A 16,156-nucleotide genomic window follows, 5' to 3' on the forward strand; every position below is an offset into this window, starting at 1 on the left:
GATTATTTTAATAGATATTCTTTAAATATGGTTATAAAGGAAAAGCATAATGAGTGAACAACAGCAATCTGGCATTAACGTTTTTTGGTTTCTCCCAACTCATGGGGATGGGCGCTATTTGGGTACCGCAGAAGGGGGGCGTTCCGTTGATCTTCAATATTTACAACAAATTGCAGTAGCGGCAGATTATCTTGGTTACTACGGTGTGTTGATCCCAACGGGGAAAAGCTGTGAAGATTCATGGCTTGTCGCGGCGGCATTAGCGCCAATGACGAAACGCCTACGGTTTTTGGTCGCTGTGCGTCCCGGATTGCAACCGCCCAGCTTGGCTGCGCGCATGGCTTCAACGCTTGACCGGCTTTCTGAAGGGCGCTTGCTGATTAATGTGGTCACCGGCGGCGATCCGGTTGAAAACAAAGGTGATGGTATATTTCTTAATCACGCAGAACGTTACAACGTCACTAATGAATTCCTACACGTCTACAAAAAACTGCTCCAAGGCGAAAAAGTCGACTATGCCGGAGAGCATATTCAGGTTGAGGGCGCAGAATTGTTGTTTCCACCTGTTCAGCAGAATGGCCCTCCGCTGTATTTTGGCGGTTCATCACCTGAGGCTATCGACGTAGCAGCTAGCCAAATTGATACCTATCTTACGTGGGGAGAGCCGCTCAACTTAGTCGCTGAAAAACTGGCTGCCGTGCGACAACGCGCTGAACAAGAAGGACGAACGCTGAAATACGGTATTCGCCTACACGTTATTGTGCGCGAAACCGAAGAGGAAGCATGGGCTGCCGCAGAAAAACTGATTAGCCACGTAGATGATGAAACCATTGCCGCCGCGCAAAAAATTTTCGCCCGTATGGACTCATCGGGTCAAAAACGCATGAGCGAACTCCATAACGGCTCTCGTGACAGTTTGATAATTGGCCCCAATCTGTGGGCGGGAGTGGGATTGGTGCGCGGCGGCGCAGGCACCGCGCTAGTGGGAAATCCGCAGCAGGTTGCTGACCGTATTGCTGAATACCAAGCGTTAGGCATCGATAATTTTATTCTGTCTGGGTATCCGCATCTCGAGGAAGCGCATCGTTTTGCCGAGTTGGTAATGCCGCTGCTGACTTTAAATCATACGCCAGCGCAGCGTGCGCAAAGCATTAATACCGGTCCTTTTGGTGAAACGATTGGGGGAGCTCAACGTCCAACGGCTAGAAAACCGGACGCTGTAAAGCTCTGATTACCGCAAGCTGTAAAATCCACCCACGTGCAGGGAAGCATTTGTGGGTGGAATAAGGGATAATTAGCTGATTAATTCTGGTAATTGATATGGACACGCTAATGAATTCTGAAACAACTCACATGACACGCGACGGCGATTACTTCACCAAAAAATATGAACTAACATCAACGCACTCTGAAGTGCTGAATGCCGTTAAGATCGTCCCCGTTGGCGACGCACTAGATCTGGGCTGCGGCCGTGGCCGTAACTCGCTGTATCTGAACTTGAAAGGGTTTAACGTTACCGCGTGGGACAAAAATGCCATGAGCATCAACAGCCTGAATGACATTATTCAGGCTGAAGGCCTAAAAAATATTACCGCAAAGCAGGTTGACCTGAATACCCATCGCTTCAGTGGAGAGTATGATTTCATTCTTTCAACGGTGGTGTTTATGTTCCTTGGGCGGCCAGAAATTCCTGCCATTATTCGCAACATGCAAGACAGCACGCGCATCGGTGGTTACAACCTGATTGTGGCCGCAGTGGATAGCCCTGATTATCCTTGCAACGTCCCGTTTTCATTCACCTTTAAACCCGATGAGCTGCGCAACTATTACAGTGGTTGGGAGTTGGCGAAATACAACGAAGACGTAGGCGAACTGCACCGCGTCGATGAAAACGGCAACCGCATTAAAATGCGTTTCGCCACGATGCTAGCGAAAAAAATCAGCTAAGACAGTCAGCTAGATAAGCAAAAGGAGCTTTAGTGATAAAGCTCCTACACCGGTTAGGTTAGTAGATTCAGTAGTAAACGCATTCGTGCTCAATCTCTGGGTTGGAGTGCATGACGGCTAAAATAGCATTCAGCATGTGATCAACATTTTGCGGTGGGTTTCTCTGCTCAATTCTGCGCACCCATTCTTTGCCGTCAATATGTTCTCCCGGCCGTACCAGAAAACTGTATTTCTGCACCGCAAGCTGGAAGTTTTCTTCAATGTGATCGTATTGCGCACAGTGGCAGCAGTCGACAATCAAAATTCCTGCAAACGTACGCGTTAGGCCGAAAGTATTCATATGACACCTCAGAGAGGAATAAATGACTACTCTTTAGGTATAGCACTTTCATATGGCAATTGTGTTACAGCGATTAAATTTAACATCATGGCTGTTCATCGCTCTATGGTGCGCCGATGGTTAGGTCATCGCGGGTTTGGCTTTTATCGTTTTCATCAGCAATATCGATAAGAAGATCAAGATAATACCGCTCCATTGGACGACAGAAAGGCGTTCACTTAGGAAGACAAAGCCGAGTAAGACAGCGGTAACAGGATTAAACAGCGATATCATCGACATGGTATGTGGCCCGAGGAGCGTTACCGAGCGTGTCCAACACCAGTAGGCAAACGCGGTGTTACACACCACCAGCCACGATAGGCCAACCCAGGTTTTTGGCGTAGGCAACGCGGGCATTCCCGCAAACATGAATGCAAAGGGCAGTAAAATAATCCCGCCAAGGAATAGCTGCCAAGCCGCAAGGCCAAGCTGATCGTTGGTGGGCCAGCGTGATATCCACAAAGACGTTTGTGCCATCAATAACGTGCCTAACAACGCAGCAGCCACGCCAATAATGTCTAAATTGGCCGAGGGATTCAGCAGCAGTATTACGCCAACCAGTCCTAATGTCGCTAGCCCAAGCTTAGATAACGCTGGTTTTTTCCCTTCCTGAATCCACTGTAACAGCAGCACCATCAGCGGGAGCGTTGCTCCCAATGTGCCCGCCACAGAGCCAGGTAAACGATGTGCGGCAATAAACAAAAGCACAAAGAAAAGAGATATGTTACAAATGCTTATTGCAAACATTCGACTCCATTTTAGCGGTGACTTTGCGGGATGAATCAGCAACAGTAAAATACCGGCAGGCAGGGCACGGAAAACCGCAATCCAGACCGGCGAGATGTCTTGCAGGAAGTAGCCAACAACGGCGTAGGTGCTTCCCCAAAGTAGCGGAACCATAAAAGCGATGAGTATGTTCATATTTGTCTTTTTGAAAAGTTACTTTCGTGAAAGGTAAGTTAGTAGCGAAATAGAAATAAAACAAGTATCTTTTTAAAAAGATATCTTGGAGGGGCGATGACACAGGATCATGTAGATAAAATTATCGAGCAGTGGCAACGCGAACGGCCTGATCTCGACTGTTCTCCGATGGGCATTATTGGCCGAATGGCGCGTATGGGGCAGTTGTTATCAGGCAAAGTCACCGGTGTTTATGAACAACATGGTTTAGATACCATCGAGTTTGATATTTTGGCTACGCTACGCCGAAGCGGGGAATTGATAACCCCAACCGAGCTATATCAAACGGTTATGCTGTCTTCCGGTGCCATGTCGGTGCGCCTTGAACGGCTGGAATCGCGGGGATTAGTGTTCAAACAGCCTAACGCGCATGATAAACGTAGCTGTAAAATAGGGCTGACACAAGAGGGCCTCAATGTGATAGATCGGGCGCTGGAGCATCACGTTCAGAATGAAAAAGAGATCCTTGAACCTCTTACAGCCACCGAAAGACAGCAATTAGCCGGTCTTATGCGGCGCTGGTTGCTGCATAATGAACCCGCTGAGTAATACCAGCGATAAGCAAAATTTTACGAGTAGACCATACTGTTAAACCTGCGCTTTTCGAGTCATTAAGGGGATATTTTGAATAAATCACAAGAGACTATGCATCTCACGGCGTCCGAAGCACTTGATCGACTTGAATTACTGTATGAGTCAGCACTGTCCGCACTACGCACCGCCATCAGCGATTATATCAATGAGGGGAAATTGCCAGACGTAGGAGAAAGGGCAAAAGGACTATTTTCCTACCCACAGCTGAGCGTCAGCTGGGATGGAAAATTTCGCGATCATTTAAGAACGCGCGCCTATGGGCGTTTTTCTCGAACCGGTCAATACAGCACAACTATCGCGCGCCCAGCGCTATTTCGTGAATATTTGGCGGAGCAGTTAGCGTTATTAGAAACTGAGTATGGCGCTAGCTTCGAAGTGACACCGTCACAACAAGAAATGCCGTATCCGTTTGTTATTGATGGTTCAGACCTTGTTTTGGATAGAACCATGACGGCAGGGTTAGCACAGCATTTTCCAACCACCGATCTGGCCAAAATTGGCGATGGGATCACAGATGGTTTAGAAACCGGGACGGATTTCTTCCCGCTGTCGCACTTTGACGCGCTGCGTACTGATTTCTCTTTGGCACGCCTCAAACACTATACCGGTACACCCGCCGAACATATTCAGCCTTATATTCTATTTACTAACTACAGTCGTTATGTTGATGAGTTTGTCAGTTGGGCTTGCGAGCAAATTCTTGATCCGAATAGTCCTTACGAAGCGTTGTCTTGCGCTGGCGGTAGCTATATCACCGCTGAAACGGCAGACCCAGAGAAGACCACCTCAGATTTAGCGTGGAAGAAACACCAGATGCCAGCCTATCATCTGATTTCATCGACAGGACAGGGGATCACGCTGGTTAATATCGGGGTGGGTCCTTCAAGGGGTCAGTTTGGATATCGAAAATTATTGTACGTTAAGGCTATTTTTTGACCTTTCGACTTTAGCTGGTCTCAGCCGACGAAACTTACCGGAAGCCGGTATCCGGTTGCTTTTCCATATATAATCGCCTGTCAGATTGATGTGTTCCCAGCCTAACGGGGACAAATGCGACAGCAGTTGCTCGTTGATCTTCACCCCTTTGCGCTTCAGGGCATCGACCGCTCTTTCCATATAGACGGTATTCCACAGGGATATGGCAGCCGTCAGCAGCGTCAGTCCACTGGCGCGATAGCTCTGATTTTCCGGTTTTCTGTCCCTGATTTCACCCAGCCGGTGTAGGAATACCGCACGCGCCAGCGCGTTACGGGCTTCTCCTTTATTCAGTCCCGCCTGTACCCGCCGACGAAGTGCCGGATCGCGGAACCAGTCGAGCATAAACAGAGTTCGTTCAATACGACCAATTTCCCTCAGTGCTTTGGCAAGTCCGTTTTGTTTGGGGTAGCTGGCAAGCTTTTTCAACATCAGGGATGCCGTCACGGTTCCCTGCTTTATTGAAGTGGCCAGACGAAGTACTTCACGCCAGTGAATTTCGATCTCTTTCAGATTCAGGCGGGTCGTTGATATCAGTGACTGAAGCGCCGGGTATTGGTCTGCTTTCCCTTTGATAAACAGCTTTTTGTCGTGGAGATCCCTGATCCGCGGACAGAACGCAAATCCCAGCAGATGCATCAGGGCAAAGACATGATCGGTGAAACCAGCGGTATCGGTGTAATGCTCCCTGATTTCCAGGTCGCTTTCGTGGTACAGCAAGCCATCGAGCACATGGGTTGAATCCCTGACCCGGCTGATTATGCAGGTGTAAAACGGGCTGTATTGATCCGAAATATGGGTATAAAACTGACGTCCAGGCTCTTGCCCATATTTCGGGTTAACCTGCCCTGCGTAGCGGCCTGAGCTGCCTGTTCTGAAATTCTGTCCATCTGATGATGACGTTGTCCCGTCTCCCCAGAATGCCGCCAGTGGTCTTTTCCCCTGCGCGTTTACCAGCTCTGCGAGGGCGGCTGAATAGGTTTCGTCGCGGATGTACCATGCCTGGATATCTTCCAGTGATGATTTGGTGCTTCCGGGGCAGGCTTCCGCCATTTTGGTCAGGCCAAGATTGATGCCATCCGCAAGGATGGTGGTGAGGAGCTGGCGGGCATCGGGACGGGTAATGTCATTTTTTATATGCGAAAAATGTCGGGTAAACGTCGTCCAGCTGTTTACCTCATCGAGAATTTCCGTGATTTTAGGGCGCGGTAGCATGCTGTAAACCAGCTCTGCCAGCGGTGAAACCTGTACCGGGACGCAGTTATCCAGCGGAGAGACTTTTACTCCCCTGTCAGATATTTCGACATCGGGCAGCTCACCAAGGGCAGCCATGGCATTGACCTCTTCAAGTCTGGACTGAAGCAGGGTCATACGGCTGGTAATGTACTCATGATAATCAGCAGATACGGGCAGGGGCAGCGCCGGTGTGAGTTTGTCAAAGTCCTTTTCGGGAATGAGGTAATCATCAAAGTTTTTGTAGCGGCGTGAGCCTTTAACCCAGATGTCCCCGGAGCGCAATGCACCCTTAAGCTCGCTGAGCGCACAAAATTCATAGTACTGCCGGTCAATACCCGCAGGTGTAATCACCACTTTGCGCCAGCTTTCAGGGACAAACTCAAGCGGCGCTGTCGCCGGAACTTTACGCGACTGCTTCCGGTACATATCCTTGATCACAACCAGCGCATCAGCCAGAGGTTGCGCTGCCGGGGTTGCGATTAACTGTAAAGCGGACAACATGCGCGGGGCATATTTCCGTAATGTGCTGTATTTCTCGGTAATAATATGTAACGGGTCAAAATTATTTTTTCTGGCAAGATGGCGTGTTTCCTCCAGACTGGCGACAAATTCAGGCCATGGGAGTATGTTTTCTATTGCGAGCCATGGATCGCCACCGGAATCACGAGCTTCAGACAGTGCCTGGCCGACATCTATGTACTGCCTCAGTTTTGACTGGATTAGCTTTCCGGTCTGTTGAAGGCGCTCAGCCTGTGTTCTTTTGGCTTTGCTGAACAGGCTGTTCAGCATGCGTTCATGCAGCTCAATCACTTCATCTGTCAGTGTGGCTCTGGCTTCTTCCAGCACGCACACCAGGATCGCATGACGGCGGGCTGCTGAAAATCGGGTCAAATCCCGGCTACTCATCTTTCGGCCTTCCCGCGCCAGTTTCAGCAACCGGTTCTGGTGAATGGTACGATCTATACCTTCAGGTAATGCCAGCGATTCAATGCTACTGAGCCGATCAAGGTGTTGCAGCACGTTCTTACCATTTATTTTACCCGGCGGTTGCAGAAGCCATGTCAGCCTGGAAGGCTGATTATCTGAGGACTCAAGTAAACGATCCAGGGCATCCCTGTGAGCCGGAGTTAACGGGGCATTCAGGGTCTGAAATACGATTTTATCGCCGCCAGCCATGGCCTCCGCACAGGTACGCTCCACGACATCAATCGCGGGAATTATCACGTTGTTCTTCCGGAGCCAGACCAGCAGTTCTTCGGCCAGGAGAATACCTTTATCGGTGCGCGTCGCCATCGGCAGCAGGTGTGTAATACAGTCCTGCTGTATTTTTCCGGTAAACGCTTTTACGCCAAGATAGCGGTACAGTTCGGTTAAATGTTCGCGTCGCGTGGTTTCCCTGCCGGAAAGGTAAGCAGGCCAGAGATCCCCGGTAAGTTTTAGCCTGCTGGCGATATGCTTCAGCAGCGCATCAGAGGGTGGGATTTTTTTATCCGGTGCAAAGCCGACATTTTTCAGATAGCAAAGAAGGACGGCAAAACCAAAACGACTGGCGGGTTTACGGTGAGCACTGATAAGCGCCAGATCATGCTCACTAAAATACGCCATTCGTGTCAGCGTTAACTCATCGTCCGGTAATGCCAGTAATGATTCTCTTTCCGACAGAGAAAGAATCTGCCTCCTTGCCATATAGTTTCCCTCATAAATTATTTGATGCGGAATTTTTAACAAAAATGGTATCGCATAAGGGTACACCTTGACGCCACAACCAAAACGTGACGGCACACGATAAATGACATAACCTATATGCGATAGAATAAATGCAATAACCTAAATGCGATAACGCGGTGGGAAAATGTTCATCAGAGCTTATTTAAGGGCATCGACGGAAGACCAGTTCGCCGATCGGGCAAAAGAGATGCTGGAGCAGTTCGTCCAGGAACGGGGGCATAAAATCGCCAGCTACTACCGGGAAAATATCAGTGGCACAAAACTTGAGCGCCCGGAACTAGGGCGCTTACTGATGGACAGTCACCACAATGATATTTTATTGGTCGAGCAGATAGACCGTCTGACACGTCTCAGCAACAGCGACTGGATGACGCTAAAAAAACAGATAGAACAACATGAGCTGCGAATTGTCAGTCTTGATGTGCCCACATCATGGCAGGCACTGTCAGATAAGGACCCTTCGCAGGCCGACCCGATAACCCGCGCAGTAATAACCGCCATCAATAACATGCTTATCGATCTGATGGCCGCAATGTCACATAAGGACTGGCTGAGCCGCCGCCAGCGGCAAAAACAGGGAATCGAGCGGGCTCATACAATTGGAAAGTACCGGGGTAAGCAGGCCGATCAGGAACGGCATCAGAAAGTCCTGTACTACCGGCAGGTAAAGAAACTGAGTATCCGGGAAACGGCGGATGCTACAGGCTACAGTGCTTCACAGGTTTGCCGGATACAAGCGCTTCATAAAAATAATGAAACTGCCTGAAAGGCTGGAATAACGGTGTTTATTTGCAGTCATGGCCTAATAGTTAGCGCCCTGTAACAACTTTTGTGATTAGCAGCCTGACGCATCATCTATGTAAGGAAAGTCCGCTGTGTGCCAGAAGCGGACTTTTTAAAAATATTGCGTGCCCAACAATTGGGCGCAGGTCACATCAAGTACCCTCAGAATTATAGAGAATACCTGAAATTTTTGTAGAGCGAGGTTTGTTACCCTGCCCGACCAGCGACATGTGGTTAGTTTAGTGATCAGAAATGTCGAGCGTTTGGTCGTTCATTGACGCGGGATCTTCCAACGGTTCCACATGAGTGGTGATATGGATAAAAGGCAGTGCGGTGCGGATATCATTCTCTATACGCTCGGCCCAGTCGTGCCCATATTGAACAGTCCATCGCCCAGGAACTAGGATGTGCATTGTCATAAACGCCCGCCCGCCAGCCTGGCGTGTACGTAGTGCATGGAAATCAAGCCCCTGTTCACGATATCCTGCCAGCAGTGACTCGATTTTTTTGAGTTCTTCCGTGGGTAGCGATACGTCCATCAGACCTGCAGCTGAACGACTCATAAGCTGATAACCAGTCCAAACGATGTTGGCTGCGACCAGCAATGCAACGATCGGATCGACCCAAAACCAGCCGGTCAGATAAACCAGTCCGACACCAAAAATGACACCGACCGACGTCCAGACATCGGTCAGCAGGTGATGAGCATCTGCCTCAAGAGTGATAGAGTTGTGCTGCCTGCCAGCCCTTAACAAAATGCGAGCCGTCACAAAATTAAGGATTGATGCGACTGTTGAAACCAGTAATCCGAGACCAATCTCCTCAAGCGGCTGTGGAGTTAACATCCGCTCAACTGCGGTATAGGCGATACTGGCTGCCGCCAATAGGATCAGAAATCCTTCGAAAGCACTCGAGAAATATTCGGCTTTGCCGTGCCCATATGCATGGTTCTCATCGGCCGGAAGCGCAGCCAAGGTCAGCATCCAGAGCGCCATTAGGGCTCCTGCGAGGTTAACTACGGATTCGATGGCATCAGATAGCAGACCGACCGAACCGGTCATTTTCCACGCCACACCTTTGAGTCCGATAGTGGCAATAGCCGTGGCAATGGAAAGCCAAGCGTAGTGCGTCAGCGGACGAGGTAACCCTTTTGTTTTAGTCATTATTAACTTCCTAAAATAGGACGACTAACTCACATTTCTATCCATGATAGATAATTAAACAATCATTTCGCCATGAATATTTTTTCGTTTTTATTAAATTTAATTAAAAAGTCTCTGCAAGTGCTGTTTCATCTTCTAGTAAACTAAATTTTATTTTTAGGGTTTTCTTCAACTTGAAGTAATATTATCTCACAACAGATTAGTCACTTAGGTTAACTGAGCGGCTTTTATATTTTTCAATTAAAATATGCAAAACTCCCATTGCACCATGTGCATAAAAATAGACCTCAATGAAAGTAGTAAAGAACTTATGCCAGTGGATTACTGTTTCAGCCAGATTTGACTGCATGGTATTCAACAAGAACCATAGGCCACCTGAAAGTGCTACAATTAGCAATGCTAGAACTCCAAATCCTTGGATTGTACTGGCAATACCTCCCGAATGTGCATCGGGCAGTCGGAAACTAGTCAACGTTTTTATATCTTGCTTAATACCACTAAAGTCAAGCCCTACCCATGAAAAATAATAAGTAAAACCTCTTTGAGTAAGCATCCAACTTAACATAATAAAACCACAAATAATCAGTCCTAACCCTGAAATAATGTGCATCCAGGTTATAACTCCTTCAAGACTATGTTCACCAATTGCTTCGGTCTCTGTCAGATTAGAGTTAATAATTTGTGATAATATTAGAAATGCCACAATGATGTGAAGAATACGAAAAAAAGGAGCGTAATCATGGGGTAATAGATTCCAGAGTCGCAATTTCATTAATGAGTCCTTAGTAAATTTATCGATGATCTTAATCATACAAAAGAATTATTAGGATAACCTTAATTCTTAAAATTGCAGCAGGTATTAGTTCACCTCTGATATGGCCACTTGCGAAATGGGAATGGTAACTGTTATTACTATGTGTTTACTTGCTGTTCTTGTTACGCAGCCCCTTAAACACATTACTTTCAAATATGATTTCCTGCTGGGTTTAAATATGTGTCTTTCTATAGTGCGGCAACCTATTTTTACACCAACTCATGAATTAAATAAGAATCATAAATTAAATGAGAGGTTTAATTCTCTTGCTTAACGCGATGATATTAAATGGAAATTTTAATTTTTGTAATTTATTAAACAGTTAGAATGAGACATGGTAAATACGATCTTCCTTTAGATAATTCTGATAGCACTTTTTCTACTGGGCAGTCTGCAATGTCCGCTTCTCGCTCAAAGCTGCCTGTCAAAGTGGTCAAGCTCTACCACAGCTCAGAGGTACAAAAAATCACCTTAACGTACAATAATTTTCGATATCCAAACTGACCCCGGATAGGCATATGAAGTAATTGGCATTCGCTACATTCAATTTAACATAATATACATTATACGAACCATTGTATATTTAACGCAGATCCAGCATCTAAACCACAATATCTTTGTTCAGACCGAGTTACTCACAAGCAGCCCAGTTTCCAGCTACTGGGCTGCTTCGTTCAGTTATTTTCTACCCTTAATCCTTCTTCGCTTTGTTAGCAAAGAAAATGTCAGACTGAATGTCTTTGGTGCGGATGGTGAATACTTCGTTCGTCAGATCTTCGGTGAGCTTCTCTGCATCGGCCATGACGCGCAGATTGAAATCATTCAGCATTTTATCTGCGGCGGTTTTGTCGGTTTTTGCCAATTTTAGATATTGTGCTTCCGTTTCTTTTTGCTGATTCGCAACTTTCGCTTCCCAGTCTAGATAGGCTCGCTGGACGACCGGCGCAAGTTTTGGATAATCCGTCATGACCAACGTTTGTAGTTTGCGGTACTTCCAGTAGATTGACTGGCTATCAGCGTGATCTGAGCCGGTGGCGTAATTGGCGGGGAAAGAAGTCAGCCCACTGTAGTAAGGAACAAACGCAGTTAAGTCAGCCATTCCTAATCCCACATAGGTCACTTCACCGATTTCTTTCGGTAACTCAGGACGTACCTGCATGACATGTGCTTCATAGGTTCTAAACACGCTGATTGGGCGCCACTCTTCTTTACCATTCAGCCCGTTCGAGTAGGGATCATGTTTCGTGCCTTGGTAATGATTACGCAAAATGGACTTAACTTCATCAAGCGTGACTTTCTTTTCTGGCGTGAGGAAAACGGGAGACTGCCGCCCTTCAGCCATTACTTGCTTAACCGATGGGTTTAATTGTTTCTGTATTGTCCAGACGCGCGGATCGTTATAGGTGCGATCGCGTTCATCGTCTCGGGTATAGGCTTTGGAAAAATTAAATTTACCGTCTGTTTTAGGCTGATAAAGCCCCTTTTCTACTGCAAATTCAACCAGATTCTTTGATCCCATAACGTTAGGATCTTTAGGGTCATAGTTTTGTAGACGTCCCTGATTAGCGGTAGCAAAGTATTGATTATTCGGCACTCTCTGTGCCATCCATTGATGGCCTGTACCGGTTTCTAAGTACCACAATTCTTTCTCATCGACCACGGCAACGCCAAATCCCTCACCTGCCCCTTTGGTTTCGATGATATGTCCAAGTAAAGCCACGGCCTCGCGCGCAGTTTTGGTCTGTGATAGCAAAATATCAGGAATATCGTCTTCGGTAATTCCCGTTTTTTCAACATAGGGATCAAATGCAAGCGCTTTAGGTGAGGCAAAAATAGATTCTGTCCCACTCACGCCAACACCGGCTTCATTAAATCCAGTCGCACCATGTAACTGTGTTTTCCAATTGGGCACCGTGGTATACCGTAGTGAATCTTTCGGTAAAGGATAGGTAAAATCATTTGCGCCGTTATGCGCTTTCGTACTGTATATTCCAGTTTGGTTCTGTTTTGCCGGATGAATTACAAAGTGCTGCGCCTTTAAAGCATCACTATCCGCGCTGCGTGCAACAATAATCGAACCATCTGCTGTAGCCTCATTACCTGCTAAAAATGTGGTGCAGGTAAAACCTGAGGAGACTAATGCCATATTAATGGATAAAGCAATCACGCACTTTTTTAAAGAATACATTCCTGTTCCTTATTTTCCTGATTTAATTAATTATCCTTTGCTATCAGTCAAGCTGAAGCGCTGGAAAGTTCCTGCAATGAAATAAGGGTAGCAATGAGTGAGATGTGATTACCGTGACAATGCTCCCAAGGCGATTGAGCTGCCTTAGGATTATGCACACATTTTTAGATAAGTTGGTTTTAGCGTAGAAACAAATAGGAAAAGATTAATTTAAGATCATGGCTATGTTTTTTAAGTCATTGAGGAAAATCACATATTGTTCATTAGAGATAATTTTTTTGCTGCTCAGAACCACTAATTCATGATCGCTAATCTCTGAATGATAGCTTGGATGTGCATGAGAATAACTATTTTCTACAAAACCAAGACTTTGATAGAAGCGTAAACGCCTACTAGCAATTTCGGTCGTCAAAGGATCTATTTCTAAGATTGTCTGTGGGTGTTGAGCCAAAAAACATTCCAGAACCTTTTTACCATATCCCTGAGAACGCAAATTTGGGTCTATCGCCAGATGCTCAATGTAGACATAGTCTTTAAATCGCCAATATCCAATAAAACCAACAAATATATTATTGTGATGCCAGGCAGTTAAATAATAACTATCATTATCAAGTGCTACTTGTTTCGCCCTTTCGTCTCGCTTTTCATGATAAGGAAAAGCACTTTCATAGAGCTCATCCACACTTTTATAAAGTGGGCTATCTTTTTTTTCTATGCGTGTAAGGCTAAACATTAATGTCCTTCTTCTGAAACAATCGAGGGCGGTACATCAAAGCTTCTTAATGTGCCACCCTCGCAGGATAATTCCAATTAAATCATCATACCACTGGGGGCTTCTCTCTTATATTACGAATAAGCCCCTTACACAATACAATGCCCGCACCGATCAATCCACCCAGCAATACGGATAGGATTAATATTAGCGATTTTTTCGGTGCATCTTTAATGACAGGTAATGATGGCTGTTGTGAGAATGAAAATGCTTCGAATTTATCATTGCCACTATCGCTGAGTTTAATCTCGCGCAGCGCTTGTAATGTTTCACGGTTAGAGTAATAGCCATCACTTAAATACAACGGCCAAGACGTTTCATTGGCAATAATTGTTTTTAGCGCAGGCTCACCAAGCATAAATAGCATTTCATCAGAAAGAGCCGTGACCTCTTTAACCGTAACGCTCTTGGTGTTCGTGGCTTCAGCCACTTTTAATGCTTCTGATAAAGCATTTAAACGACGCGCTTTTTTCTCCTGGGCAGTTTTGATCTGGGCATCTAATGCAGTATTGATTGCCTGCATTCTGACCTCTAATGCTTTCGCAGCGTTTGAATAATAACTACTTGAGGTTTGCTTATTTACTTTGTTTAAAACGGCAACTAAGGATTTTTGTGCATCCTTCGCCGTTTCAGCGCTAAAACTCACGGTAAATGAATCGTTTCTCCCTGAGTTTGTCGGCTTAATGTCCAAGGGTGTTTCAGGTAAGAACGTTAAGGTTTCAGCAGAAATACGTGACACGAAGTTAGCAAAAACATCATTGCTAATATCTTTACTATTACTAGGGTCAATGACAGCCACAGCAGTAGGATAATCGGCTAACTGCCCTAGCTGTGGTGGTGTAATAATCGCGGTCGATGTCCATTTCTCTTTTGCAACGGCTAGATATCCAATAGCCAAAACAATCGCAATGCAAACAGTGGTAATGATTGTTTTCTTTCCATTCCATAACTGCAACAGCAGGTCAAGCAGATCAATCTCATCAGTACTGTTTTTTTGCTCAAGACTCATAGGATTTCCCATACAAACTCATAATTACATTAGCTGACATTGCTCTCAAACAAATAATATATCGCCATTTTGATTTAAAGCGATTGTTATATCGTGTACGTATATGAATGGCGATAGTACTAAATCTGTAACCGGTTCTCAATGGAACAACTCTCTGTTCTGCCTATATTTTGGCTAGGAAAGTTCCGTATTTTTAAGTATAGATGCATGCCATTATTCTGCCCGCGTCATGGCAATTTGGGCTGCTTCTGGTAGATTGAGTGGCCTGCACTTTCGCTAAATTAACGAGGCAATTGAGAATGAATATATTTGTAACCGGAGCAACCGCAGGGTTCGGTGAGGCTATCACGCGCAAATTTATCAAGAACGGACATACAGTGATTGCTGCCGGTCGCCGTTTAAGTCGTCTCGAAGCGTTAAAAGATGAGTTAGGTGATGCTTTAACTATCGTGCAACTCGATGTGCGCAATCGAGCGGCAATTCAGTTGGCTTTAGAGAGCCTTCCCACTGAAAAACGTCACATTGATGTTTTAGTGAACAATGCTGGATTGGCATTAGGTTTAGAGCCTGCGCATAAAGCAAATGTTGATGATTGGGACACGATGATCGATACCAATGCCAAAGGTTTGGTGAACATGACCAGAGCAATTTTGCCTAATATGGTTGAACGCAATGTAGGTCATATCATTAATATTGGTTCAACCGCGGCTAACTGGCCATATGCCGGTGGTAATGTGTACGGTGCGACAAAAGCGTTTGTTAAACAATTTAGCCTTGGTTTACGCGCTGATCTGCATGGCACCAAAGTGCGGGTTAGCGATATCGAACCTGGATTGGTTGGCGGCACGGAATTCTCTAATGTTCGCTTTAAAGGCGATGAAGGTCGCGTAGAGAAAACCTATGAGAATGCTAACGCCTTAAGCGCGGATGATATTGCTGAAGCTGTGTATTGGGTCGCTACCTTACCTGCGCACGTCAACATTAATACCATTGAAATGATGCCGGTTAGCCAGTCTTTTGCTCCGTTATCGGTCTATCGCGGTTAAATTTAACTTCATTGTAAATTTCTATTTTTTGCATTAAACCGTACCGAAACCAACGTTTTCGCAAACTATCAGCGGAACTGACTGAGTGCTATAGTGTCTTCATATCGAGAATGATGACCTTAAAGACGGTCGTTGTGAAAAGAGGATAGCTAATTTGAAACTGAATAAATTGCACATGGCCGCTCGTTGGATGCCTTTAGCCGCTGCGCTCATCTTGGGTGGTTGGCAGGCTTCTGCCCTTGCAGACTCTTGCGCATCTGGCAGTACCTGCGTCTTTGGCTCAAGCGGCGGTCAGGATAACTCGCTGACCAAAGAAGATGCTCGCCAACAGAAAGAACAATGGGATGACACGCGTTCTCTGCGTAACAAAGTTAACACCCGCGTTGAGAAACAGTTCGACAAGTTCGATAAAGCTGTTGATCTGCAAGACTCATGTGAAAAAAGCTTAAACGTTAATGCGTACTGGGAACCGAATACCCAACGTTGTTTAGATAGAAATACTGGACGCCCACTTAATCCATAAGCATTAAGCTTAAACGCTTTTGCAAGGATCCTTGGAGGA

At 46.0% G+C, this 16,156-nt stretch carries 14 protein-coding genes and 1 pseudogene; 7 read left to right on the forward strand and 8 right to left on the reverse strand.

Features of this window, described 5'->3' with window-relative positions:
* Positions 1–49 precede the first annotated feature (49 nt).
* Both ssuD and tehB read left to right on the forward strand, forming a co-directional pair.
* Positions 50–1,231 (forward strand): FMNH2-dependent alkanesulfonate monooxygenase, encoded by a 1,182-nt coding sequence (ssuD, locus tag U0008_RS10895; RefSeq protein ID WP_043493217.1) that lies wholly within the window; start codon positions 50–52, stop codon positions 1,229–1,231.
* Between the two features lie 101 nt (positions 1,232–1,332).
* Positions 1,333–1,947: a tellurite resistance methyltransferase TehB gene (gene tehB, locus U0008_RS10900; protein ID WP_255407735.1), complete on the forward strand. Its 615-nt coding sequence runs from the start codon at positions 1,333–1,335 to the stop codon at positions 1,945–1,947.
* Between the two features lie 67 nt (positions 1,948–2,014).
* Here tehB and U0008_RS10905 read toward each other — a convergent pair whose 3' ends face one another.
* Together U0008_RS10905 and U0008_RS10910 are read right to left on the reverse strand one after the other, a co-directional pair.
* Positions 2,015–2,287: a hypothetical protein gene (locus U0008_RS10905; RefSeq protein WP_043493218.1), complete on the reverse strand. Its 273-nt coding sequence runs from the start codon at positions 2,285–2,287 to the stop codon at positions 2,015–2,017.
* A gap of 120 nt (positions 2,288–2,407) precedes the next feature.
* On the reverse strand, positions 2,408–3,247 hold the full coding sequence (locus tag U0008_RS10910) for a DMT family transporter (RefSeq protein WP_043493220.1): 840 nt from the start codon (positions 3,245–3,247) through the stop codon (positions 2,408–2,410).
* Positions 3,248–3,343: 96 nt separating this feature from the next.
* Here U0008_RS10910 and U0008_RS10915 point away from each other — a divergent pair, with 96 nt between their 5' ends.
* Positions 3,344–3,835, forward strand: a complete 492-nt coding sequence (locus tag U0008_RS10915) for a MarR family winged helix-turn-helix transcriptional regulator (RefSeq protein ID WP_043493221.1) — start codon at positions 3,344–3,346, stop codon at positions 3,833–3,835.
* Between the two features lie 75 nt (positions 3,836–3,910).
* Positions 3,911–4,774: pseudogene (locus U0008_RS10920) on the forward strand (AMP nucleosidase); the annotation flags it as partial.
* 15 nt (positions 4,775–4,789) lie between these two features.
* On the opposite strand, the gene U0008_RS10925 reads toward U0008_RS10920, so the two are convergent.
* Positions 4,790–7,777, reverse strand: coding sequence for a Tn3 family transposase (locus U0008_RS10925; protein ID WP_043495668.1), 2,988 nt, complete (start codon positions 7,775–7,777; stop codon positions 4,790–4,792).
* Positions 7,778–7,943: 166 nt separating this feature from the next.
* On the opposite strand from U0008_RS10925, the gene U0008_RS10930 reads away from it, so the two are divergent.
* A complete protein-coding gene (locus tag U0008_RS10930; protein WP_001567361.1) occupies positions 7,944–8,585 on the forward strand; it encodes a recombinase family protein in 642 nt (213 codons plus the stop codon).
* A gap of 256 nt (positions 8,586–8,841) precedes the next feature.
* Here U0008_RS10930 and U0008_RS10935 read toward each other — a convergent pair whose 3' ends face one another.
* The 5 genes from U0008_RS10935 to wzzB all read right to left on the reverse strand — a co-directional run bounded on the left by U0008_RS10935 (position 8,842) and on the right by wzzB (position 14,548).
* Complete coding sequence (locus U0008_RS10935) at positions 8,842–9,765, reverse strand: cation diffusion facilitator family transporter (RefSeq protein ID WP_000167917.1); 924 nt, start codon at positions 9,763–9,765, stop codon at positions 8,842–8,844.
* A gap of 199 nt (positions 9,766–9,964) precedes the next feature.
* A complete protein-coding gene (locus U0008_RS10940; RefSeq protein WP_001515348.1) occupies positions 9,965–10,537 on the reverse strand; it encodes a cytochrome b/b6 domain-containing protein in 573 nt (190 codons plus the stop codon).
* 733 nt (positions 10,538–11,270) lie between these two features.
* Complete coding sequence (locus U0008_RS10945; protein WP_043493224.1) at positions 11,271–12,767, reverse strand: C69 family dipeptidase; 1,497 nt, start codon at positions 12,765–12,767, stop codon at positions 11,271–11,273.
* Between the two features lie 205 nt (positions 12,768–12,972).
* Positions 12,973–13,500, reverse strand: coding sequence for a GNAT family N-acetyltransferase (locus U0008_RS10950; RefSeq protein WP_043493226.1), 528 nt, complete (start codon positions 13,498–13,500; stop codon positions 12,973–12,975).
* A gap of 85 nt (positions 13,501–13,585) precedes the next feature.
* Entirely contained in the window at positions 13,586–14,548 is a 963-nt protein-coding gene (gene wzzB / locus U0008_RS10955) for an LPS O-antigen chain length determinant protein WzzB (protein WP_043493379.1), read from the reverse strand.
* A gap of 299 nt (positions 14,549–14,847) precedes the next feature.
* Between wzzB and ydfG the strand changes: the two genes are divergently transcribed.
* The gene (gene ydfG / locus U0008_RS10960; RefSeq protein WP_040044936.1) at positions 14,848–15,594 is read left to right on the forward strand and encodes a bifunctional NADP-dependent 3-hydroxy acid dehydrogenase/3-hydroxypropionate dehydrogenase YdfG; all 747 of its coding nucleotides are present in this window, start codon (positions 14,848–14,850) and stop codon (positions 15,592–15,594) included.
* Positions 15,595–15,769: 175 nt separating this feature from the next.
* On the forward strand, positions 15,770–16,117 hold the full coding sequence (locus tag U0008_RS10965) for a DUF1283 family protein (RefSeq protein ID WP_038502223.1): 348 nt from the start codon (positions 15,770–15,772) through the stop codon (positions 16,115–16,117).
* Positions 16,118–16,156: the final 39 nt, after the last annotated feature.

Source organism: Hafnia alvei (assembly GCF_034424155.1).
Taxonomy (GTDB): domain Bacteria; phylum Pseudomonadota; class Gammaproteobacteria; order Enterobacterales; family Enterobacteriaceae; genus Hafnia; species Hafnia alvei.

Coding starts and splice junctions, on each gene's coding strand:
- U0008_RS10965 (WP_038502223.1), top strand. CDS start 15,770: ATGGCCGCTCGTTGGATGCCTTTAGCCGCTGCGCTCATCTTGGGTGGT.
- U0008_RS10930 (WP_001567361.1), top strand. CDS start 7,944: ATGTTCATCAGAGCTTATTTAAGGGCATCGACGGAAGACCAGTTCGCC.
- ssuD (WP_043493217.1), top strand. CDS start 50: ATGAGTGAACAACAGCAATCTGGCATTAACGTTTTTTGGTTTCTCCCA.
- U0008_RS10925 (WP_043495668.1), bottom strand. CDS start 7,777: ATGGCAAGGAGGCAGATTCTTTCTCTGTCGGAAAGAGAATCATTACTG.
- U0008_RS10945 (WP_043493224.1), bottom strand. CDS start 12,767: ATGTATTCTTTAAAAAAGTGCGTGATTGCTTTATCCATTAATATGGCA.
- U0008_RS10950 (WP_043493226.1), bottom strand. CDS start 13,500: ATGTTTAGCCTTACACGCATAGAAAAAAAAGATAGCCCACTTTATAAA.
- U0008_RS10915 (WP_043493221.1), top strand. CDS start 3,344: ATGACACAGGATCATGTAGATAAAATTATCGAGCAGTGGCAACGCGAA.
- U0008_RS10905 (WP_043493218.1), bottom strand. CDS start 2,287: ATGAATACTTTCGGCCTAACGCGTACGTTTGCAGGAATTTTGATTGTC.
- U0008_RS10940 (WP_001515348.1), bottom strand. CDS start 10,537: ATGAAATTGCGACTCTGGAATCTATTACCCCATGATTACGCTCCTTTT.
- U0008_RS10935 (WP_000167917.1), bottom strand. CDS start 9,765: ATGACTAAAACAAAAGGGTTACCTCGTCCGCTGACGCACTACGCTTGG.
- wzzB (WP_043493379.1), bottom strand. CDS start 14,548: ATGAGTCTTGAGCAAAAAAACAGTACTGATGAGATTGATCTGCTTGAC.
- U0008_RS10910 (WP_043493220.1), bottom strand. CDS start 3,247: ATGAACATACTCATCGCTTTTATGGTTCCGCTACTTTGGGGAAGCACC.
- ydfG (WP_040044936.1), top strand. CDS start 14,848: ATGAATATATTTGTAACCGGAGCAACCGCAGGGTTCGGTGAGGCTATC.
- tehB (WP_255407735.1), top strand. CDS start 1,333: ATGAATTCTGAAACAACTCACATGACACGCGACGGCGATTACTTCACC.